We start from the raw sequence: 25,089 nt of genomic DNA on the forward strand, positions 1-25,089 counted from the left end.
GTTCATAATTTTGCATTTTTATTCAATTGAAAAATGTATTTTGGCAACAAAGATCCCAGTTTATACAGAAAGAAATTTATATCAAACAGCAACCACTGCTTAGATTTTATGGTTAACGAATATGTGCTTTAAATGTGTGTAGACTCACATATCCGTTAACCTATTTTCTATGCAGATTTTTTATTTCATATTAATTGCTTCTTTAAGTCTTGCATTGGCAATTACTATGATTTTTCGCATTAGAGCTGTTATAGCTACCATCTTCTTTTTACCTCTACCAATAAGATTAGAGTAAAAAGCACCAAGTGCAGATTTAGATCTTGCAGCAGCCATAGCAGCTGTAAAAAGCTTTGCACGAACATTGCTTCTACCACCTGTTATCCTTCGGTAACCAATAGTTTTACCGCTTTCTTTTGGATGTGGAGCAACCCCAGCAAGACTTGCAACTTCTTTTTTGTTTAGGTAGCCAAGTTCTGGCATTAGACACACAAAAACTTGAGATAGCTTGAGACCTATTCCTGGCACTGTTCTCAGGATCTTTTGACGCTTTTGTAACTCTGGATTTTTATCAATAATTCTTTGTATGGCATCGTTGAACTCATTTATCTGATTGGTAAAAAAGTCTATTGTTTTTTGGCAACTTTCCTTTATATAGTCGTTTTCAGGTGCTGCAAGCCTACATTTCTCTTGAGTTCTCATTTGCGTAATGTCATCACGACGTTGACAGAGTGCAACTAAGGCAGTTTGTTCTTTTGACATAGGCACAAATAGAGATAGAGCACTATAGCGTTCAAAACCATATTGAGCAAGGGCTTTTGCATCTGATTGATCAGTTTTTGCTAAAGTTCCATGTGATATGATAAAACTTTTTACTTTACGAGTATTAGCTCGATGCACAGCAACATTCATATCAACAAGATAACGTGCTAAACCAAGCTCATATTTTCCTGTATTTTCTAAAGTTACAAAAGAATTAGGTAGAATATTTGAAAATTCTTGAAACAATTGTTGCCAACCAGCATCATTATTATTGAACTTGATAGTGTTTTTTTGGTTGTACACTGCAGCAACATTTTTGAATTTTCCAATATCAATGCCAATAAAATTTTGATAAGATGCAATCATAATAACCTCGATAGTTTAATTAATTTAAGATTGTAAACGGGTGCACATATATGTCCCACACAACTATTCAAACGTATCGAGGGATAGGGCTAGTGTACCTTGATGGCTACGGTTGTAATACCAATTTTCATTCGGTCGCACACGCCCGTGATAGCCCTATTCCTATAGTGAGTAGGGTTATCTTTCCCTCTTATCTCTTTTATATCACATTTTTAACTTACAATCTTCATAGCTGTTTACTTCTTGGTATGTTAAACCTATTTGACTTGCTAATCCTATTTGAGTATGCCCTCGCATTAACCTACAATTTTCTATTCTTTGCCCTATTCCGTAACTAACATTGCTTGCAGAAACAAACATTTATCCTCCATTTAAGAAAAAAACTTTATTGCTATAATTTTTTTACGAGCTATCCATCTAAAACCATATCAATAGATAAACCTACCGCTTGCAAAATAGTATCAATAGAAATTCCCCCTTTTACTAGATCCTTTGCAACTTTAATCCTTTCTATCTCTCTCACTTTCTCCTCACAAATACGTATCCCTTCAAACAAAGATTTTATTAGTGCATGACGTAGTTCTTGGCTCTCAATTTCTTTGTATTCTTTAATCAAATTCGGTAGCTCATTTTCCACTTTACTACCTTCATCTTCCTCTGTTAGTAGATCTGTAATACTAATCGATAATGTTTCTGCTATCTCATATAATTTTCCCAGTGGAGTAGCTACGCGTCCTTGTTCATAGTTGCTTATTTCGTCACGTGTTGTATCCATTTTCTCAGCCAAATCCTTTTGAGTATACTCTCTCACTAGCCTCCATTCTCTTATCTTTTTTCCTATTTGGTAATAGATAGAACCCGTTTTTTCTTCAACACATTCATCAGCAAAGAGGCCAATTGTTTTCGAAACAACGTCAACAGAAATTCCTGCTTTGACCAAACCTTTTGCAATCTTTATTTTCTCTGCTTTCCTACTACTTTTTTCACTAACTTGGACAAATTGGGTTAATAAACAAAACATTCTACGTAACTCCTGATCATTAATCTTTTTATATTCTCTTACTAGATTTAATATTTCTTCTTCCTCATCTTCAAGACAGCTTTTTGATACAGGAATAAGATCGGTAATACTGATTGATAGTGCCTCAGCTATAGCATACAACCTTTCGATTGAAATTCTACGGTTCCCTTTCTCATATTGCAGTATTACCCAGTACTTTACACCAATTTTCTCCGCTAAATCCTTCTGAGTATAACCTCGCTCTAACCTCCAATTTTTTACTTTTTCCCCTACTTCACAGTCTAGACTTTTTTCCACTAAAAGAACCATACATATAATATTTTCTACTATAGCTCAATTTTGTTAAGGCTCCAGATATAACGGTAAGAAAAAAACTCTGGAACCTTAAAGTTGACTGTAGACACATTAAAGTTCCCTAAAGGTTTCTTTACTACCTCCACATACCCTATTTACCCATGAAGACAATACTTCATCATTGCTAATCTCTTTTATAGCATGCTTTTCACTCCATATGCCACATCTAGTGAAACTACCTCTCTCTACTGCTTCTTTAAGTTTTACTCCCCCGAAAAGGCAATTTTTTCCTACTTCTTCTCCTATTTTTTGTAATTCAGCCCACATTTCCTTGTTTTCTACTCTGACTTGTACTTGATCATATTTTTCTACATCATGGTACAATACAATATTTAGCTTACCAACGCTTGTAGGAAATTCCAATATAATGGATCTTCCATCTGACATATCAGTATAGTTTCTTATACCTCCCTTCTCACTTTTAACCTCAACTGCATCATTGCCAATTTTTAAAATATTACTTCCTAATTCTCTCAGTATTTTGGCTACCTCTACCTTGCTATCATCAGAAAATTCTATATACGATGTTGTATTATCTATCTCAACATCTATTAATTCTCCTTCTTGCACAGCACTTTCGCCAGCCTTCTCTAGTTCTTCTAGTCTCTTATCTATCTGTGGCTGAACTTCTGGTTGTAGCTCATTATAGATTTCACCTATCAGTTTATTCTGTAGTAGAGTATCATGAAACTCTGCACCGCTTAGCATTAATTTTCGTATTAGCTTTTTACGATCACTTTTTTCTAATTTGTGAAAATGTGTACCTAATACTACATATTCTGCAAAACTCCATTCGCCATCATTACATGCATTTAGCCTTGCTCCAGAAGTTAGTACTTGGTCTACAGCCTTGTGCAGTTCATTTGGACTTTTTGCTCTTACCACAGCACTTTTAAGCCAGCTCAACTTTTCTGCACTTGGCTTTATTTTTTGCAAAGCTGAAGCAAATGGATTCAACCCTTCTGGATAATCTGCTTGATTACTCAAAGGTTTTGTGCCATATATGTAGTCAAGTCCTTTTCCATAGTTGATTTTGTTTTCGTGAACGTTTCTGCTAGGGAAAGGCATTGTATCTTCCGGTTTTATCTCCTTCTGATTATCAATTTTGCTCACAAACTTAGACTGCTTTATATCAACGCCTTCAAGAGCACCAAATATTTTCTTCAATAACTTGTCTTTACTAGTCATATAACCCCCATATTAAAAATACTTTTTAAGTATATAAATCTTAGTTTATACATTCTATTACTCATTATAAATTATAGTGAGTAGATTTGCAAATACTTTCTCCTAATCAGTTTAGATGCTAAATTCTTTCTGCTATAACAATCCGTTTTCTCTAAAGCTAAAATAGCCCCCACTTGTGATAATAATATGATCAAATAATCTAACGCTTACAGTACTACACGCTGCTGCTAAGCTCTTCGTTACTGCTTGATCTTCTTCTGATGGTTCTAAACTCCCACCTGGGTGGTTGTGTGACATTATTATTAATGTTGCATTTTTTATTAATGCTTTTTTTATAATCTCCTTTATGTATACCGGTGCTTTTTCCATTTCACCGATATAGGATTCTTCTCCAATTAGTTGACGCCTTTTATTCAAGTACAGTATTTTTACACATTCCCTTTCTGAGTGGCCTATACTTACGTTTAAGTACTCTACTAGCCTTTGTAAGTCCATTATTGGCTCACTTTTGAGCTTTTCTCTCAGTACCCTTTCTAGTGTTTCCTTAACACACATAATCATTGCTACTGCAGAATCAGTTACTCCTTCTACAACTTTCAGGTCATCCATTTCTCGACCTAAAATCCTTCCTACTCCTGTATAAGTATTCACCAGATTTTTAGCAATTTCCTGAGCTTGTGGCCTTTCATGTACCGCACTTAGAAACGTTTCCATTATTTCACGATCAAGTAGTGCTTTGCCTTTGCTTTCTAATATTCTGAATTCGATTTCTTCTTTACTTTTATTCATATAATTTACCCTTCACTAACAACAAACTTTTTTTAAATATTTACTGCTGTTTTTTTATCAGCATTGGCATAAAGCCATAGCTTCCGAGTGAAGTCAAATCAATTTTTAAATCTTTTTTACTTATTTTTTTATCAAAAAGTGAAGATATTAATATATGATGATTTTTTATTGTTGAATTTCGCCTAAAGAGAGGCCTGTTATTTGCAAAATAATATCGGTAGAAATTCCTTTTTTAACTAAGTTCTTTGCAATTTTCATCTTTTCTACTCTCTTCACTTTCTCTTTGCAAACTTGTATGCTTTCAAACAGAGATTTTATTAGTACATGACGTAATTCTTGGCTTTTAATCTTTTTGTATTCTTCTATTAACCTTGATAGTTCCACTTCACTATTCTCATTTTCTCTTGTTTCTGGAAGCAGATCTGTAATATTAATTAATAGCATCTTTGCTATTTCATCTAACATTTCAAGTGAAACAGCAGCTCGTCCTTGTTCATATTCATATATTCTTTGATTTATTACGCCCACTTTGCTTGCTAAATCTTCTTGAGTGTATCCTCGTATCAATCTCCATTCTTTTATTCTTTGACCTACTTTATACGGAATAGAAATTTTTTTCTCATCATTATCATATTCATCAATAGATAAACTGGTCGTTTGAGAGATAGAAACTCCTTCCTTAACCAAACCCTTTGCTACTTCTATTTTTACCGCTTTTCCATCAACTATGTTTTTTAAAATTTTTTGAATTTAGTTTCATTACAACTTTTGTTTGTAATTTTGTTTTTTATTCGAGTAAAAAGTGCATTTTTGACAATAAAAACCCTAACTTAATCATAGAAAAATTTTGTATCAAACAACAGTTACTGCTTAGATCTTATGGTTAACGAATATGTGGATAAATACTTTAAATGTGTGTAGACGTATTTATCCACATATTCGTTAACCTATTTTCTATGCAGATTTTTTTAATTCACATTGACTGCTTCTTTAAGCCTCGCATTGGCAATTACTATGATTTTACGCATTAGAGCTGTCATAGCCACCATCTTCTTTTTACCTTTACCAACAAGCCTTGAATAGAAGCCACCAAGCGCAGACTTAGACCTTGAAGCAGACATCGCAGCTGTAAAAAGCTTTTCACGAACGTTGCTTCTGCCACCACTTATTCTGCGATAACCAATAGTTTTACCACTTTCTTTCGGATGAGGTGCAACTCCAGCAAGACTTGCAATTTCTCCCCTACTTACATAACCAAGTTCTGGCATTAGACACAGAAAATCTTGAGATAATTTTGCACCTATTCCTGGAACTGTTTTAAGGATTTTTTGGCGCTTTTGTAACTCTGGATTCTCATCAATAATTTTTTGTATGGTATTGTTGAGCTCATCTATCTGGCTATTAAAGAATTCAATAGTTTTCTGACAGCTTTCTTTTATATGGTCGTTTTCAGGTGCTGCAAGCCTAGATTTCTCTTGAGCTCTCATTTTTGTAATGTCATCACGACGTTGACAAAGTGCAACTAAGGTTGTTTGTTCTTTTGACATAGGTGCAAATAGAGATAGAGTACTATAGCGTTCAAACCCATACTGAGCAAGGGCTCTTGCATCTGATTGATCAGACTTTGCTAAAGTTCCATGAGATAGAACAAAGCTTTTTACTTTGCGAGTATTAGCTCGATGTACAGCAATATCTTTATCAACAAGAAAATGTGCTAAGCCAAGCTCATATTTTCCAGTGTTTTCCAGAGTTACTAAAGAATTAGGTAAGATATTTGAAAAATCTTGAAACAATTGTTGCCAGCCAGCAGTATCATTGTCGAATTCGACAGCATTCTTCTGTTTGTGAACTGCAACAACATTTTTAAATTTTCCGATATCAATGCCAATAAAATTTTGATAAGATGTAATCATAATAACCTCGATTAGTTTTAATTAATTTAAGATTGTAAACGGGTGCATACATATGTCCCATGCAACTATTCAAACGTATCGAGAGATGGGCTAGTGTACCTTGATCCGAACGGTTATAATACCAACAGTTGGTCGGTCGCACACGCCCGTGATAACTCTATTCCTATAGTGAGTAGGGTTATCTTCCCTCTTATCTCCTTTATATCATATTTTTAACTTACAACTTTTTTCCTCACTAATACGGATGAATTTAGTTAATAAATAAAACGTTTCACGTAATTCTTGATCCTTAATCTCTCTATGTCTTCTTACTAGATTTAATACCTCTTCTCCCTCATACCTTCCCTCATTTGATACTTCTTGTCCGCAAGCTAGATCTCTAGCAGTTGTTGATAATGCTTCTGCTAATTCATATAACTTCTTAATTGAAATTCTGCGTGTTCCTTTTTCATATTGCAGTATTACCTGATATGTTGTACCGATTTTTTTTGCTAATTCTTTTTGAGTATATTTTCTTTTTAACCTCCAGCTTTTCACTTTTTCTGCTATCTGATACCTTATAGAGATATTTGCCATAAATATTATACAGGTTAATACTACCAAATAAAGATATACAAAAGGGATGCTTCTTTCTATGTTTGAATTTTAGTTGAATATTTCTTCACAATTGTGTATAATTATTAATGCTTTTTATCTTACTTTCTCATGGCTCTTTCGAAGTTTCTCGATCCAAAATTAGATTTAACATTTAAGAAAATCTTCGGTACTGAAAAAAACAAGAATATCCTTATCCATTTTTTGAATGATATCTTAGGCTTTACTGGAGTTAATGCTATTCAGGATGTTGAGTTTCTCAGCACCATTATGAATCCTGAGATTGCTTCTGATAAACAAAGCATTGTTGATGTCCTCTGTAAGGATTCTCTCGGAAATAGGTATATTGCGGAAATGCAGCTTGCTCGTGATAAAGGCTTTGAGAAACGTGCCCAACTTTATGCTGCCAAAGCCTACTCGAGACAGTCTGGCAATTACATTGATTTTAAAACTGTTTTCTTTATTGCTATTTCCAATAGTACTCTTTTTCCCTCAGATGTTTATTATATTTCCACTCATAATATACGCGATATAAAGACTAACGGACATTATTTAAAAGATTTTCAATTTGTCTTCATTGAACTACCTAAATTTACAAAAAGTAAAGTAGAGCAGTTGGAAACTACTGTTGAGAGATGGTGCTTTTTCTTCAAATACGCAGAAGAGACAACTGATGAAGATTTAAGGAAAATAGCAGAAAAGTCACCGATAATAAAGTTAGCATATGATGAGTTAGATAAGTTTCATTGGAATGAGAAAGATCTTGTAGCTTATGAAGAAAGGGTAATGGATTTACAAAAAGAAGCTGCTATCTTGGAACAAAAACTCGATGATGCTACTCAAAAAGGTAGACAAGAAGGTAGACTAGAAGGTAGACTAGAAGGCATCCAAATCGGCCATGAAAAAGGTAAAATTGAAGGTAAAATTGAAGTTGCAAAAAATTCACTCAAGGCCGGTGTCCCTATAGATGTTATCGCTCAAATTACCGGTCTCTCTCATTCTGAAATTTCACAACTCAAAGAAAAAACATAATTATTCACTTCAATATTAGTGAACTGTCTAAAATAGCTATAAAGATTGCACATAGAATTAGATAGATTACTACCATAACGAAACATCTAGCCCTCCATTTATTTTCCGATTTCAGTCTTATCGCCTATAATTCTTACTTCATCCATGTTAGTGCCAGGAACTCCAAACTTTTCCTTACCTTGCTGTATAGCTCTTATAATCATATCCTCATCTATAGACCTCATCGATTGCTCTCTTGGTGATAAAAGATTTTCATAAATCGGTTGTTTATGTCTCCTCCCATTAACAAGACGAACAGCTAAGTCACCTAATATTAGTGCACTATCTACCACAGCGTTGTTTATTTCTGGCACAACTGTAACATTTGATCTTACTTTTTCCCGATTGGAAGACCAATTCCTATTGGTAATATTTCCTTTCGGTGCACCTAGTGATTTTCTAGACTGTGGTATGGTAGCATTATACATCTTTTCTAACCCTGCAGAGCATGCATCGGTATCTCCTGATTTAGAGTCTTCCGATTCTTTGACAGCAAATTTGTTTGTCACACTTGATACTAACCCATCCACAGAGCTTTTTAAACAACCAAGTAAACCATTTATCCACGAAGATGGTTTTGCGCCACTGCTTGTTGCTATCTCTGGTTGATTACTTAAATCCGTAGCAAGAGGTTTGCGTGACAAGTGATGAGAATTATGATCTCCATGGTGATGACGGCGTCTGCGTTGTACAGGTTTTTCTCTCTCTTTATTGAGCTCTTCCTCTAAATAATTTACAATATTATTATATCCTTTATCTCTAGCAATATCTAGAGGTATTTTACCATCCTTGTCTCCAGCGTGAATACTAGCACCTCTACCTATAAAATCTTTAACTTTATTAAGATCACCACTTTGTACTGCAGTTAACAATTCCATATTTAGACTTGACTGTGTTTGTTGTAAGTGCTGTACAAGATTATTATGTCCCTTATCCCTAGCAATATCTAGCGGTGTTTTGCCACTACTATCTTTAGTACCAATATTAGCCCCATTATTTATAAGATCCTGCAATATAACGAAATGACCACCCCAAGAAGCTAAGTGTAGTGGTGTCTCACCATTTTTATCAGCCTCATTAATACTTGCTCCTTTCATGAGAAAAAGTTCTATAATCTCCTTATCGTTGCTTTCAGCAGCAGTGTACATAGGCCCACTACCATATACATCTTGAATATCCTTTTGATTATTCATAACAGCAAAGTGCATAGGAGTCCTGCCAAGTACATCCTTAGCATTCACATTAGCTTTCTTCTCGTTAATTAAATACGTAGCAACCTCTAAATGACCTTTCAATGCAGCCCAATGTAGTAGTGTACAGCCATATTTATCAGTAATATTAATACCACCCTCCCTCTCAACAAGAGACCTGACTGCATTCAAGTCACCATTCCAAGCATAATAATACGCACCATGTCTATCTTCTCTTCCATGAATACCTTTAGCAATAAGACTATTAATTGTCTTTAGATCCTCTTCATTTTTCACAGTAAGTAACAATTCTTTATCTAAGTGTGCCTGTTCTAAATATTTTATAATATCATCATGCTTTTTATCTTTAGCAATATCTAGAGGTGTTTTATCATCACTATCTTTGGCACTTATATCAGCACCCTCATTCACAAGAAATTTTACCATATCAAGACCATTGTAATATACGGCATAGTGTAGCGGAGCCACACCACTACTACCGTTAACACCACTATTATCTTTAGTATTAATAATAGTCTCTTTACCTGAAAGAAATGGAAATACTTCACTTAGTAGATTTAAATCACCATTATAAACAGCATACTGAATAGTGGTCCAGTTTCGTGAGAATATATCCTTATATTCAACATCATCTTGATCTCTTACAGCAGTTTTATCAAGGAAAAGATTAACTACACCCCAATGGCCATTTTTAGCAGCATATTGCAACGGTGTATAACCAAATTTATCTTTTTCATTTATAAGAGACTTTAATTTTTCTCTTTGATCAACTGCCATTACTGATTGATTAGATTTTTCATATACACTATCTTTCAAATTCACACTTTCAATATCTTTAATTTCCAAACTATTTTCTTTACCCGTCATAAAGTATTTTACTATATCCAGATTACCACCATAAGCAGCAACATGCATAAGAGTCCGCCCATCACTATAATACTTAGCATTCAGGCTAGCTCCTTGACCTACAAGAACCATAACCTCATCAAGATTACCATGCTCTGCTGCAATCAATAATTCTTTATCTAGTTGTACTTGTTTTAAATACTTTTCTACATTATCGTGTTTTTTATCAATAGCAGCATCTAGAGATGTTTTACCACCTTTGTCCTGAGCATTAATGTCAGCTCCCTTTTCTACAAGGTACTTTACTAAATCGAAGTTCCCATTCCAAGAAGCATAGTATAGTGGTGTGCGACCGTATCTATCAACATCATCAATACTCACTCCCTCACCGAGAAAAAATTCTATAATGTTTTTATTATTGTTTTCAACTGCAACATGTATAGATTTTCTACCAAAAACATCCTCAGCATCAATATAAGCTCCCTTCTTGATTAATGATCTAGCATCATCCACTTGACCTTTCCATGCAGCTGAATGTATACGTGTTAAACCATTCTCATCTACAGAATTAATATCAATATTTTCTCCAAAATGACTATTGACGGAAACATCGCAAACAGGGGGCTCTGTTATGCTTTGATTAAAACTTCCATCTGTAAAGGCTTCACCATTATTGTCTCTAGTGCTAGTAGTTACGCCCTGACTTCTGACTTTTCTTACATTAGACCCACAATCCTTGATCCTCCACATACCTTGATTATCATTACCGCATGAGCCAGGAGGATTACTCCTACTTGATGGAACCCAGGTATGTACGATTCTCCTATCTTGATCAGACAAGCTGTCAACAGAGTATAAGTATTCATTAAAACGAACATTCGTAATGCAAACGTAATCACCATAGGGTTGAATCTTCCACAGACCTTGATTATCATCACCACATGAGCCCGTAGGATTACTCCTACTTGATGGAACCCAGGTATATACGATTCTCCTATCTTGATCAGACAAGCTGTCAACAGAGTATAAGTATTCATTAAAACGAACATTCGTAATGCAAACATAATCGCCGTAGGGTTGAATCTTCCACATACCCTGCTCATCATTACCACATGAACCAGGAGGATCACTTCTACTTGAAGGAACCCAGGTGCGTACAATTCTCCTATTTTGATCAGACAAGCTGTCAACAGAGTATATATATTCATTAAAACGAACATTCGTAATACATACTTGTGACGCAAATACTATATTCTTTACTGACTCTGGCAATCTGCTTTTTAGCTTCTCAAGGTCAGATCTTTTTTCTGACCTGGTATTAGCATAGTTATCAAAATTCATTGTTTCTTTTATATAGTAAGCTAACTTCAATACTTCACCATTATTTAAATCATTATTCCTTTGCATTGTATCAAAGACAGCTACGTAACCTGAAATAAGCTGACCAATATAACCATGACCGCGTATAAAACTTAATATTTTTTTTGTATCTACTTTTCCATATACGTCATTTATAACTTTTTTGATTATATCATCAAACAACTTTCCATCTGAGTTATAAATTTCATCAGCAAGGTTATTAACTGAACTATAACGATCATGTAACATACCATCCTTTAGCTTCTCTTGTGCTACATTTTTTATTGAATATCTCAACTTCTCTACAAAAAACTCTGCCCATCTTTTTACATTAGGTGTAGTTTCTACTTGATTAATAATTTCTTTCTTCAGAACCTTAATTATTTCTATCATCTTATATGGATCATTATTTTTAACCTCAATACCCATATTTCTCTCAAGAAAAAATTTGACCACATCCAGGTTACCATTGTAAGCAGCTATACGAAGAGGTGTTCTACCATCATTATCTTGAGCACCAGTATCTATACCTCTATCAACAAAAAACTTAGCTATACTCAATTTACCTTCCTGAGCAGCTAAGTGCAGAGGGTAGGTATCCTTATTTTCAACACTAAAATCCTTTCTATCAAAAAGAGTTTTTACTATGTCCAATCTACCTGCTTGAATAGAAATGTATAAAGGTGTTAATCCTCTTTTGCCTTCAATAGTTTCTATTTTTCTAATTAAACCTTTAGCTTCATTAATATTGTTTCGCACTATAGCATCAAACATTCTTTCCTTTAATAAAGTTACTTTCTCCTTACTAAAGGACTCTATAATATCTCCCGAATTACAAGTAGAAACTATGCATTTCAAATTAGAAACCACCGTATCATTAAAAGCAAACTTCATTTCCCTTGCTGGTTGATAGGTATTCCAATTTTCTACTTTTGCTAAGGTATTATTTTTATGTGATAACACTAAACTGTCATCAGTAATCTTGGTATCAAAATCCAATATAGATTTATCTCTAAAATCAACCAAACCAACATCACTCTTATCAATAGGTTGATTATGATAAATCTGTAACCCTTCCTCCTCTGGTTGATAATATCTGAAAGAGTTAGGATCCATCTTTATATGCTCAAACTTTAAGTTTGCACTATCGATTTTATAAAGCTCATTGTTTATTCGTAATACAATTTGTTGATTCTCTGGATTTTTAAAATAATCAACTAAACCAATGGATAAAGACCATTTAGTACCTTTACTATCAAATATTGTAATATCTTGTATCTCTAAACTATCCTCTGTAAGGTCAGAGATTGATTTGCCATAACATTCATTTATATAACTCCTTTCACCTTCTTTCATGACTATACTGTTGACATCTATTACATTCAACTCAGCAAAATCTATAATACTATAAGGCATAGGTAACGCTTTGTTTTTTATTTTTAGATTAAGCCTTATTGGCGACGATAAAATTTCGCTATTTAATGTATCTGGTAGTTTAATGACATACCGATGGTGCGTTTTCTCTCCTTCTACTGTAATGTCTTGATAGTAATTACATAGTACCATATAATCATCATAACTATAGCTCCCTCCATTATTACGGTATTTCTGATAACTACTTGTAACGTCAGAATTATTGTAACTAAAATCAACAACTACCTGATCTGAGTACATACCAGCAATTATCACTTTTTCACTAGGTATTCCCATGTGATTTTTAATCACCTCTACTTGATATATTGGTACGTCTACATTACTCTTACTGGCAATATTTTTTGCAAGTCGATAAGCATCAAGTAATTTCTGATCTAGGATACTTGCTTGTATAAATGCTTTTAATTTTTTTTCACTATTTTGTGCTACCTCCATACTAATATCATCCCCTGAATTTCTCAACTTTTGATATCTAATATCTTCTATCGTATCAGTAAAAGACTTATCTTGTACTGTAACAGATTCTACTATTCCACTACAATTTACCTGAACTATGAGATTTTTAAAATTATCGATTCTAATACTCGAAATAATACTTTGTGTATCATTAGATAAAAAATCTAAGTTATAGCCAATTTTGCTTATATCTTTACTTATTCCCCACTGTGTAATATCATCAACTTCAACTCTTATTATGTCAATGTTCTCTTTTATTTTTTCTGTACTACCTAAATCACTTACTATCTTGGCATTATCACTATCTTCATTAACAACAAATATTGTTCGCTTTAACCCTCTGTGGTGCACGTTTTCTTTGTTTACTACTCTAACCTCATAATCTTTATCTGTGCAGTTAAATGAATTTTGCCAAATTTCTGCGTTTTTTACATTAATTAAAGTCGTCTTGCAGTTAGTAGTAATATTTTGCCTATTGTCAGAATTAGATGCGTAGTTATATGTGTTAACCAATCTTATGTTGTTGCTATTACCATAACTTAACACTCCATTGTGCAAATCAGCTATAATGTTATCAGCTATAATATTCATCTCTATAGTATTTTCTTTTCCTATCCCACCTTCGAGAGTACCAGACGTAGAATTGTTAATAACAAATATAGTTTCATTGTTTTTTGAGCCAGTATAATGTACACCACTACCCTCTGGAACATACATTGCTGCTGGATAATTTGCTGCTGCTGTTAACGTTTTTGGCCCTGAAATATATAATATAGATCCTCTAGGAAATGTTTGCTTTTTTGTATTGCCAGGATCTTTCCTTTTTGGATTAGTAAAAATAAAAGGCTCACCTGATAGGGTAAAGGTTTCCTGACACTTTTCGTGGATCTTACCAGTATTACATGGAAAATGTAGACCATAAGTACTTCCATATCCTCGCGACACTTCGTTAGTTTTATTACATTGAAATTCTCGCATTGGATTTCTTAATGGTGCATCTACAATTCTTAAGCCAAGGTTTTCGTATTCATATTTAGTCAAGTGAGGAATATGTTTTGCATCAGTATTAACAATATAAACTTCCTTTCTACCTATGTCTTGATAGCATTGAGAATTGTCCTGCACTATACCAGATACGTCACAGACGAACTTTTCCCAAGCTTCACTCATAACTAGAGTATAGGGTATCACAGATAATGTTTCAGACACATTTAGCGAAGATAAATCTCTCTTCACGTTAGAAGTTAGATTGATTTCACCAAAGGAAATATTGTCATATCTTTTCTCTAAACCACACTCTTCCTTTACCATACCCCTACAGGACGGAAATATTGCCCTCTTACATATAGGCCTTGTTCCCAAACTTTTAATTATTTTACTATATTTCTCTTCAATAGAGACTACATATTGTACAACTGCAGCAACATTATAATTATCATCTAGTAAGCGTATAGCGACTTCTTTTATCTGATTTAAATAACCTTTTATTCTAATTGTATCTTCATATTCTTTTTCTACATCCCTTCCCGTAAAAAACTTAATCACCCCTGCAAAAAATACTTCTGCTTGTTCACCACCAGGTAACAGAGGTACTTGTTCTGCTATTGCCCTGGTATACTCTATTCTCTCATAAATTTTTACGCCCATTGTTACTAATACATCAGCAACCATAGTAACTACTGATGCCCTACCTAAAACTTTGCCTGCAGCAGATAACCCTCTTAAAATCTTAGTGGTTGCACTTACACTTTTTACTGTAAAACTAACTCCTGTACTTATAGGACTTATGCTCATACTTGCTAGTTTTACACTACTGCTAGTTGTCCAATAATAATTTAGTGGATGATGATTTCCTTGAGCTATTTCACTTACACTATATCCAAATTGATAAGCAATGGTTGCAAATGTAATACTTTGAACTATGGGGTTACTGATAATCTTAACAAACGTTTGACGTACAGGTTGTGGTACTTTACTAATCAATTTTCCTACTTTACTATTAGGAGAAATACCTACACTCGTCCTAACATCATCCATAGCATCCAGTATACCATTGATACCAAATACTTGCTTTAAAGCATTATTATCATGTCGTCCAAGTGTTGCTGTATCACCTATACTATCAAGTAAGTCATATATAGCCATCGTGGAAAAAAACTTTCCTCCTTTCCCCCCTTGTATTTTTGCTGATTCAAATTTACCACTATCAAACTTAATTCTTTTTTCTTTAAGACTGCTTTCTACATTACCAATATAATCTGCAAAAACTTTTTCACCAAGATCATCAAAATGATTTTTAAACCTATCAAAAGTATCTTCCCTAACACCTTTTGCTAGCAAGTTCTGTTTAATTTCCTCTACAATATTATTGTAATCTTGGTTAGCTTGAACATCACCTATATCTTCAATATATTTTTTATTCTCTAACAACTGCTTATCATTTGATAGTTGATGTAATTTATCAAAGATTACTTCTTTTCCATCTTGAAATATACTATCCAATTTTATTCTATAGTCATCAATTTTTAAATAATACTCGCTACCTTGCCCTTTAATTTCTTCTATTATAGCATACTCTTTATCGCTGCTTACTTTTAACTTTATCTCAAGATTTTTCTTATCCAGTATATAATTTTCTATACTCTTAATATTTGCAGCATTATCTATTATTAATTCTTTATCATTACCGTTATTGTCTTTGAATTTTACATTTACTTTACCACCATCAATCCTCACTTGAGGAGAATCTATTGTTATAATTTTTGTGTCATGAGCTTCAATACCAAATAACTCTTTAATAAGTTTTTCCTTTTCTTCCTTTGTAATCTTTTCTTCATCAAGTGAGTCTATGCAGGATATACCTATACTACGTGTTCTTCTTCCTTTAGAACATTGCTGCTGACCAATACTAAAGACAGAACTGTGAACTACCTCAACAGAAGCAAACTCATCTTTGCTCATTAAGATAAGAGAATCTGCACTATTTGCACCTTTATCAAACACAACACCCATAAAAGCCACTTTCTTTCCATCTGTCAGCGTCTTATAAGTTACACCTCTCTTGTATTCATCGGTTATTTGTTTATTTGCTTCATCCCTTAACGCATCAGCTGTTGTGTCTTTCCTTGGTCCTTTAAGTTCTAACCCTACTGGATCGTATTCTTTAGCATTGCTATCATGACCTACAAACTTAATACCATGAATTAGCATATCAATACGTTTTCCCCTTCCAGTTTGAAATTCTGTTAATACTAATGCTCTATTTTCTTGTAACTCTCCTAACTTTATATCACTATAGTGGCTGAATGCTCCATGAAATACAGCTTGAGTATGTGCTTCCTTTTCTACTAAGTTTTTAAAAGGCAGCATTGCCTCACCTATTTTTTTAAATAACTCTTCATATTTGCCTATTGATTGAGATCGATCTTGTGAAGAAACAAGCTGAGACTCTAATACCTTATCAAATGTTTCCTTGAACTCGGCAGGATAAGGAATGTTTTTCCATTCTCCATTAAAAGATTCCTTTCCCCCTTTATACTCATTTAAGGAATTATATCTATTAACCTTCTCTACATCAAAAAAATCTGATTTTCTTTCCTCTTGTAAACTTATACATACCTCTGTTATTTTACCAACTTTTGGTAGATTAATTGGTATTTTCTTCTCACTAAACTCTCCTTTTCCTCCCTCTTTAATGTGAAAAATAAACACCTCTTTATCCTGTCCTTGATTTCCTTTAGTCAGCATAAATGTTGTCACAGGCCTTTCAGTTGATTGTGGACCCGATCTTGTAGAAGCGGCAAGTGGGTACTCATTATATAAAAATACGTATTTCTCTAAATGAATTCTCTCGAACTCATTAGCAAGAAGAAGTTGCCCTAATAGAAATCTACTAAAGTAATTACCTCCTTTCTCCGGCGTACCAGGAAATGTGTGATAAATACGTTCTAGTGGCTGCTTTATTTTATCTTTAACATCAGGAATCGTATCTTGTCTTCCATTCCAGTCTGAAGCTTCCTTCAAGAGTGCTTGCATTGTAGGTGGAGCAATTTTTCTGTCTTCGCGAGGTGATATATGCATTAAAAACTTTTCACTTTCAGTTGAATCCAAGTTTAACCCTACACAAAGCAGATTATCTGAAATGGTTAAAACACGCATCGTATTTGGCTGAAACCCTTTTGCATAATCCTTTGCTTGCTCCAAAGCATTGTTTGGTGTAGTACCACTACTTGTTCCTGCTTTCAATTCAATAATAATTGGAACAGCATTTAATGATCTATCCTTACCACGAGGCACTAGAACAATATCAGCGTAACCTCTTCCTGCAAATTGCTCGAGGTAAACTCTAAGATTATGTCTATAGCGGAAATTCACTAGAGCTCCTGCTAAAAACCCATGATGTGCTGCCTCTCTTGTTCCTTGAGCATAGGTAAGTGAATTCTCATATTCAGAGTGAATTTTACCGACTTTTTTAAGAATATTTTCAACAGGTTTTTTCACTTCTTCTGCATTAGGGTTAGTCAGCTTTTCTATATCACCTTCTGGATTATTCCATAATCCCTTCTTTACTTCTAAAAACTCACGTGACGTAGAAATATCTTCATATAACTTATTATCTTCTACCTCAATAAACATTCCTTCATTACTTTTACCAACCTTTACTGATCGAACTTGAAGTTTATTTTTAACATTCCTTATATGCTCACCCTGTGACGTTAAGCCCGATTGATTAAGTATATTTTCTAGATCGCCATAGGTAAACTTTTTATTTATGCTATCAGAATCTGAAATCATAAAAAGACTTACATTCTCTTCATAAGCACCATAACCTTTATCTTTATACTCCTTGTCATTACCCGCATCTCTTACAACAGCAACCTTCAAAGTTTTCGGACCATCAAAGCGAAAATATATTTTTTTAATCCTTAATTCCTTTGCAACTTCTGTGTCTATGAAAGTAGAAAAGCTCCCCAAAAAGAATTGAGGAAAAAATCCTTCTTTACCTACTGAATGTAAATACGAAGGCACCTGATCAACATATGATTGAAACCTTGCTTTGAAAGATTTAAATTCACTGCTTGGTTGAGTTGAAGGATTGACATGACCATCGCCTTTAACAGACCTTGCTTCTTTAATCAATAACTCTATTAACTCAAAATCCTGTGGTCTTTCTTCGTTTGGCATAAAACTCCCTGTTAATATATAACTTTTTTTATTTACCTAGACTGGCTATGTGTTCTTCTAACTTCCACTTCAGTTAGTTCACCACTTGGGCCAGGTCTAATCTCTTGATCAATTCCTTTATCAACAAACTTACCATAGCCTAAAAACTTATTTAATGAGTTACTATCTCCCTTCCCTAATAATATAGAACTTATATGATCTTTTTTAGAGTCCATAAACTCTTTTATTTGCCTAGAATTAGCCTTATCTAACATTGCCCACACTGGCTTCATAAAACCTTTTTCAACCAAATGCACCGAAAATTTTCCTTGAAAAGAAGAATCTTCCATCATTTCCTCGTCCAATGTGAAAGTACGATGATTATCAAATCCTTCTTTTTTCCACATATGCATAAAAACTTCCACACCAGAACCTAAATAATCCTCTGGACAGTCTTTTATCATGAATTTTAACCAAAGAGAGTAATCATCTTCTGAAACTTCACTTGATTTTAAACAATCAAATAGTTCCTGAAATTTATCAAAACTAAGCATGTCTTTCATTCTACCTAAAGAACCATAATAACCATTTTTCTCTAAATCTCTTTTCAAAAGCTCCGAATATTTATCAGGATTTATTTGGCTTAAACAAAATTCAAATACATCAGGATAGCCACTATCACCTGCTGCATGTACTGCAATTCTCATGAAAACTTCATCTTTTTCCTGAGAACTTAACTCACTCTCAGGTAATGACTGAACCTTATCCCAAAAGAATTCTACTGCTTCTACACGTCTTCTCCTCGAACTTATTGCTGCACGGTGTAAACCAAAGACATAAGGATGCTGACCTTTTAGATCTAACTCTGAAATATATCCACTAATGAAATGTGACCAAAATTGCATCATTGCATCTGTACACCAATTTCCACTTACTGATTTAACTAATTTTTTTAGTGCATCTGAATCTCCCTCTTTTATTTTATCTTCCTGTTTAAAATGTTCAAATAGGGAAATTATTTCTTCTTCTAAGCAACACCAACATGCGATTTGGTAAAGATAAAAGTCCTTCAGTAGATTGCTTGTACCTTTCCAACTCTGAGGTTCTATCACCTTTTTAGCAACTAACCTTCTATTGAGTTTGATACCATGTATTGTATCGGTTTTTTCCCAACATTCTTTATCTGACAATATATCAAGGAAAAAGGAAATATTTCCAGTATTAATAGTTTCCAAGTAACCACGTCCCCAATTCCTCATTTGAAGTTGTTTAGATTCTTTATAAGGATCATCATCTTTAATAATAGAGAAAGCTATTTTAGTTAGATCGTCTAAATCCATAATTCTTACCTCACAAACAAAAGTATAACAAGATATAGAACTATAATAATCTAAAATCCTATATCATTTTTAACATCATACTACACCTTTGTAACCTGTCAATCCTTATTTAGAAAATTTTTTAGATTGGGAATAGTTTTCGATAACAGGCTCAATATATGACCTTTTATTTATTTTATATTCTGTTTTTGTCATACGCTTGTTAATTCTTTCACAAGCAAAATGGTGTTAATTTAGCAAAATATATTATTAATACTTTAAATAAAATATCTATTTCCAGCACTCAAAACCAAGGACAGTGAGAAGAGTTTGTTTTGGGATGTGTTGGTCTACCATGTGTACCATACGAACTTTTCTTTATAATAATTTTACTATACGCTAAAATCACCTATATTAGCCCATTTAATCAATATCTACATACGAACTGTCTTGCCTAGCTTTGTTTGCAAAGGTTTCAAACTTCTATTTTTGTAACCTTATTTTTACGCGGCTTGTTCTCACGAATGTACGACCTTTTTTAAAGTAGTAAATAATACAATTCTTTATAACACTAGTTAGTATGGTCTTCTTATTAGAGTTATCCCTTCAAAAAGACTGTGAATTATCAATCTGCTTTAATGGTATTATAATGTTTTACATATAAACCTATTCTGTAAAAATTCACATTTCAATTCATTATAATTATGATATATAATATACCATATGTTGATTTTAGTAGGGGGTATAGGTATGCTTAATCCAAATCAGATAGAACATGTTAGTAATGGTTTTGAAGACACTACGTCTCGTGAATTTGAAGGTTTGCATGAAGAAATATTTGAAGATATCAATAAAGAAAATTCAGTAATAGATAATTTAGAAAGTAAAATAGAAGATCTACAACAAGAAAATTTTGATCTTAAAAGAAATCTAGGGTTACACAAACACTATAAGCAAATAGCAGAAGAGGATAACGAAGTAGTAATTGCACTGACCAGAAAAATACAAACCCTAGAAGGGGAAATTAAAATGCTTAAAGTTACAATGGAGAAAGACGAAAGAGAGAAACGTAACATCTGTGAAGAAATTGAAAGATTAGAACAACAGAGAGAAGAATTAAAAGGAGATCTGGAAAATAAGATTTCTAGAATTAACACCTTAAAGAAGAAGTTAAAGGATCAAAAAGATGACATTCATTTCATGAACATAACAAATAAAAAGCTAAATCAAGATTTGGATCAAGCTAAGGCTTTAATAAATCGGTTAAAAGAGCGGTTGGGAGAGAAGGAAAAGCAGCTGGAAGACTTAACAAAGAAGTTACTAGATGATAATAATTATTTACAAAAAATTGAGTGTCTGAGAGATAATCTAAGGTTCGCTTATAGGAAACTAGATCAAGAAAAATTTAAAAATCATGATTTGATTGAAGAGTTGAATAGATTACAAAAAGCAGTTAATGAAGATCTAAAATTAAAAACTCTACATCCTCAACCCGGAAGATCACTCTTAGATGAGCTCGATCAGGCAGATATCAAAGCAGACAAACTTACTAAAACGGAGAATGATTGTGATAAAGGTGGATATAGTCAGGAATCAGATTTAGGTTACGCTTCTTTTCTTGACGGAATAAAACCAGAGTCGAGTTCTGAGCAAAAGTGTCTAGAATCAAATAGGCCATTGAATTTAGAAAAACAGGATTTAACTAGAGAGTTGAGTACATTACAAAAAGAAAATGAAAATCTAAAATTAAAAGCTCTACATTTTCAACCTGGAAGATCACCCTTAGATGAGCTCAGTGAGGTAAAGATCAAAGCAAACAAATTTACTAAAATGGAAATTAATTATGATAGAGGTAGTTGTAACCAGAAAGAAATTCATTATGAAGATGAATTTTTAGATGAAAGTTATCATAGTTTATTTGAGCAAGGAAAAGAATTAAGTGCTAAGCAAGAGTGGTTAGAAGCAAACAAACTATTGGATGAAGAGTATGAATTAATTAAAAAATATTTATGGTTTCCATCTGAATTAAGTAAAGGTAGATCTCTAATGGCTAGTCAATACTCATTTGAGGAGCTACTGTGTATCTGGCTTGCTTGTACAACTAATTTGACCAAAAATCAAAAAAAGTTAAATAAAGAATTATTAAAGATTCTTAAGGGTATAGAGTGTTTTTATCAGTACGATACTGATAAACTAGAAAAGTTCTTAAAAGATAACAAGAACGATCAAGATTTAAAAGTTGTTCTTAATCTTAAAAGAGGAGAGTCTGGATTAACATTATTACATGCTGCTTCAAAACTCAATCATGACGGTTCTATTTTAGTAGATTTACTTTTACAAGCAGGAGCTGACCCTAATATAAAAAGCAATGAAGGGAAAACACCTTTACATTATGCTGCTAATAGAAATTATGCTTATCCTATTATAGATCTACTCTTAGAGGGAAAAGCTAATCCTAACATACAGGACAATACAGGAAAAACCCCTTTACAAATTGCGATTGATAATAATAACGTCAACAGTTTAGAATACTTCTTCACTACAAATCAGAAGAAGTTGAGTAAGGAACTATATGATATACTCCTAGGTACAGTATTATCTAAAGATAGTAAAAAACCTCATATGATAGGTAAATCTGCTAACGCTCGAGCTATTGAAAATTTAGAAAAATTTCTGAATAAACACAATAATAGTCAGGATCTGAAAATGATTTTCACTATTCAAGATAGAGCAGGTATGTCGAAAGTACTTAGTTATGCTAAGACTGCGTGCAAAGAAGTAGAGGATTTACTTCTAAAAGCAGGAGCAACTCACCCTGAAAAAAAGGACTCAAAAATCCACAGTAAGGAGAGAAAGTGTTTACCTCAACCAAGTACTTTATGGAACATACAAAATCAAGAGATAGTACTAGACAGATTTTTAAATGAAATATCTCAAGTTAAAGATATGGAACAGCTAGAAAAATTAGTCAATAAGGCTATAGTTTCTGGGATAGTGCTAAATTTTGCTAAAAAATCTTCTAAAAATAAAAAATACAACTTTCTAGATTATGTAACAAAAAAAATTAATAGATTAGAGAAGAATTCTAAAGTTGCCAATGATATAATATATAAATTGGTAGCAAGAGGAGCTGTCTTCTATTCTCAGGATAGCATGGAAGTAATGATTACATTGGAATCGGAATTCAAAGACCACAAAACTAATATTATAAAAGCATATAAAGATTATATTAGAAAGACTCATAAGTTTATTGAAGTTGCAAAAAGTGCAACCAATTGTGAGCTGAACGACATAAGAATAGACAACTCTAATTTCTACTTGGAATATTCAGAAGATAGTATAATAGATGTTGCAAAAGTAACAAACAAAGTAAGAGATCTAGTACTAACTCAGAAAGAAATAGAGCGTGCAAGAAGTGTAATAAAGATCGGTAAAAGTGAAGTAGAAATTATTACTCAAGGAGGAATAAGAAATTACACAGACCTTGCAGATGGTAGTGATATAGTACTGACTTTCGATACTAGTTTTGGAGAGTTGGAAGTGAGATTATATCCTGATAAGGAAGATGAAAATTTGGTAATATTAGAAGTGAATGATGAAGATCTACTAGAGGAAATAGAAAACTATGACGAAAAAATAGGCAAGAATTGCTTACTAGGAGGGTTATCAGTAAGTGAAGCTATAAACCGAGGTTCTTTCGATAGATCTAGAGGATTAATTCATTCTGAAAAGATCGGTCAATCTGATGAGACAGAAGCCCCCCTTTGGAAAGAGCCTACAAAGATGAGAGTAGTCTCAAGTCTCCAAGAAACGCAAGCTACTCTCCACAATGAAGGAACTCGTACTATACTGTAATATTCCGCTCTACAAATTCAATTGGTTGAAGTTTTTTAGGTAACTTCTCAGTGCGAGCATCAGACAAATCAGTGCTTATCTCATCAAAATTTCTCTCAGCAAGTTCATTTGCCACTTCTGCAAAGCATTTCCTAACAAGAGGCATGATAATTGGCATTAATAGTTTTCGTGGATCGTACCATTTCAATAAGTCAGTTTCCTTTTCCACTCTATCCCTTGGATCCTCTTCTAACAAATCTTTTGTATGTTTTTCAGTGTATATTTCACAAGCTTTCAAAAAAACAGGAGCTAATATTGCAATAAATGTTGCTAACAACAACATTGGACCAAGTATAACTCCACCAACAGTTACTCCATTGCAATGAAATTTGTTGTAATTAAATAAACAGAAAAAGCAGCTGAAGGATATATAATAAGAAACTTGCTGCCTAGCATAATATAGCTCAATTTACTTATAAATTCATCAGTAGAAATCTCTGAATTTTCATATTTTTTCATATAGTAATTTAGTAATAAACCAGTGACTTTGTTGACAAAGAAGTTGAGTAGTATGATCACACATGAAAAGTAGCAAGCTATAGTAATAGTAATTAGTAGAAACAAGGGCAAATAAGCAAAATTTTGAAAAGTTAATAAGGCATTTTTACGTTCTATAAACTTTAATGCTAATGCTTTTTTGTCTTCTTTTATTAGATTCTCTTTTTTGTTTAGAGGAAAAATGTAAGAACGTAATTGCGCAATACAATCTCTTGATAAAGGATCATAAGAAAGCTTTTTTTCTAGCATAGAATTCAATTTTTCAAAATCTGCGCCTATAGCTTCTTTACTGATTCCCAGCTTTACAAACAATTTCTGCCTATAGCAAAATTCTCTTTCTGTTAAACGACCATTACTTTCAGCATTAACACTCACTTTAATACAAGGATTCCCTGACTCTAAAGGTTCAATGTATTTTTTTAGTCCTTGATAAACATTATAAATTTGATTAAATCTATTTTTATCTCCACCTTTATCAGGGTGATTCACAAGCACCAGCTTATTATATTGTTTTTTTAAAATCCTACTAAGCTCTTGATAATTCTTACCTACAACCTGTACAGCTTTTAGTTCTAATAAATCGAATAGCTCGGTATTATTGTTAAATTCTTGATCAGTTAATTTTAAATGTTGACCCATTTTTGTCCCCACACAAATACATAGTACTTTGAGTATATTACACTTAAATATTTTTTGCAAGTGATCAGTAGTAACTTAGATGTATTACACTATAGTGTGAAGGTATATGGAATATTTTAGAAACATTCTTCATTTTGTTTTAGTTTCTATGAACAAGGTTAATTTTCATTATATATGGCAGATATTATTATGGTAATATTAATAATCCTTATGAT

Annotated in this window: 10 protein-coding genes and 3 pseudogenes; 2 read left to right on the forward strand and 11 right to left on the reverse strand. The window is 33.1% G+C overall.

Annotation, left to right across the window (positions count from 1 at the left end):
• Positions 1–180 precede the first annotated feature (180 nt).
• The 8 genes and pseudogenes from HGO49_RS00815 to HGO49_RS00850 form a co-directional block, all read right to left on the reverse strand.
• Positions 181–1,125: an IS110 family RNA-guided transposase gene (locus HGO49_RS00815; RefSeq protein ID WP_017532059.1), complete on the reverse strand. Its 945-nt coding sequence runs from the start codon at positions 1,123–1,125 to the stop codon at positions 181–183.
• A 204-nt stretch (positions 1,126–1,329) separates the two neighbouring features.
• Complete coding sequence (locus tag HGO49_RS00820; RefSeq protein ID WP_237398570.1) at positions 1,330–1,485, reverse strand: helix-turn-helix domain-containing protein; 156 nt, start codon at positions 1,483–1,485, stop codon at positions 1,330–1,332.
• Between the two features lie 49 nt (positions 1,486–1,534).
• Positions 1,535–2,455 carry a WO male-killing family protein Wmk gene (gene wmk / locus HGO49_RS00825; protein ID WP_172758448.1) on the reverse strand — a complete coding sequence of 307 codons (921 nt, stop codon included), beginning with the start codon at positions 2,453–2,455 and terminating at the stop codon, positions 1,535–1,537.
• A gap of 96 nt (positions 2,456–2,551) precedes the next feature.
• Positions 2,552–3,688, reverse strand: a complete 1,137-nt coding sequence (locus tag HGO49_RS00830) for a hypothetical protein (RefSeq protein WP_172758400.1) — start codon at positions 3,686–3,688, stop codon at positions 2,552–2,554.
• A gap of 132 nt (positions 3,689–3,820) precedes the next feature.
• A complete protein-coding gene (locus HGO49_RS00835) occupies positions 3,821–4,477 on the reverse strand; it encodes a JAB domain-containing protein (protein WP_172758425.1) in 657 nt (218 codons plus the stop codon).
• 165 nt (positions 4,478–4,642) lie between these two features.
• Positions 4,643–5,197 (reverse strand): annotated as a pseudogene (locus tag HGO49_RS00840) (helix-turn-helix domain-containing protein); the annotation flags it as partial.
• A gap of 248 nt (positions 5,198–5,445) precedes the next feature.
• Entirely contained in the window at positions 5,446–6,390 is a 945-nt protein-coding gene (locus tag HGO49_RS00845) for an IS110 family RNA-guided transposase (RefSeq protein WP_017532282.1), read from the reverse strand.
• A gap of 216 nt (positions 6,391–6,606) precedes the next feature.
• Positions 6,607–6,966: pseudogene (locus HGO49_RS00850) on the reverse strand (helix-turn-helix domain-containing protein); the annotation flags it as partial.
• Between the two features lie 129 nt (positions 6,967–7,095).
• Between HGO49_RS00850 and HGO49_RS00855 the strand changes: the two are divergent.
• Complete coding sequence (locus HGO49_RS00855) at positions 7,096–8,016, forward strand: Rpn family recombination-promoting nuclease/putative transposase (RefSeq protein WP_172758447.1); 921 nt, start codon at positions 7,096–7,098, stop codon at positions 8,014–8,016.
• A 98-nt stretch (positions 8,017–8,114) separates the two neighbouring features.
• On the opposite strand, the gene HGO49_RS00860 is transcribed toward HGO49_RS00855, so the two are convergent.
• The gene (locus tag HGO49_RS00860) at positions 8,115–18,545 is read right to left on the reverse strand and encodes an ankyrin repeat domain-containing protein (RefSeq protein WP_172758446.1); all 10,431 of its coding nucleotides are present in this window, start codon (positions 18,543–18,545) and stop codon (positions 8,115–8,117) included.
• A gap of 32 nt (positions 18,546–18,577) precedes the next feature.
• Entirely contained in the window at positions 18,578–19,864 is a 1,287-nt protein-coding gene (locus tag HGO49_RS00865) for a hypothetical protein (protein ID WP_172758445.1), read from the reverse strand.
• A 729-nt stretch (positions 19,865–20,593) separates the two neighbouring features.
• Between HGO49_RS00865 and HGO49_RS00870 the strand changes: the two genes are divergently transcribed.
• Positions 20,594–23,698, forward strand: a complete 3,105-nt coding sequence (locus HGO49_RS00870; protein WP_172758444.1) for an ankyrin repeat domain-containing protein — start codon at positions 20,594–20,596, stop codon at positions 23,696–23,698.
• On the opposite strand, the pseudogene HGO49_RS00875 reads toward HGO49_RS00870, so the two are convergent.
• A pseudogene (locus HGO49_RS00875) lies at positions 23,688–24,874 on the reverse strand (molecular chaperone DnaJ). The gene HGO49_RS00870 and the pseudogene HGO49_RS00875 overlap by 11 nt on opposite strands.
• Positions 24,875–25,089: the final 215 nt, after the last annotated feature.

Origin of the sequence: Wolbachia endosymbiont of Diaphorina citri (assembly GCF_013096535.2) — a bacterium.
Lineage (GTDB): Bacteria > Pseudomonadota > Alphaproteobacteria > Rickettsiales > Anaplasmataceae > Wolbachia.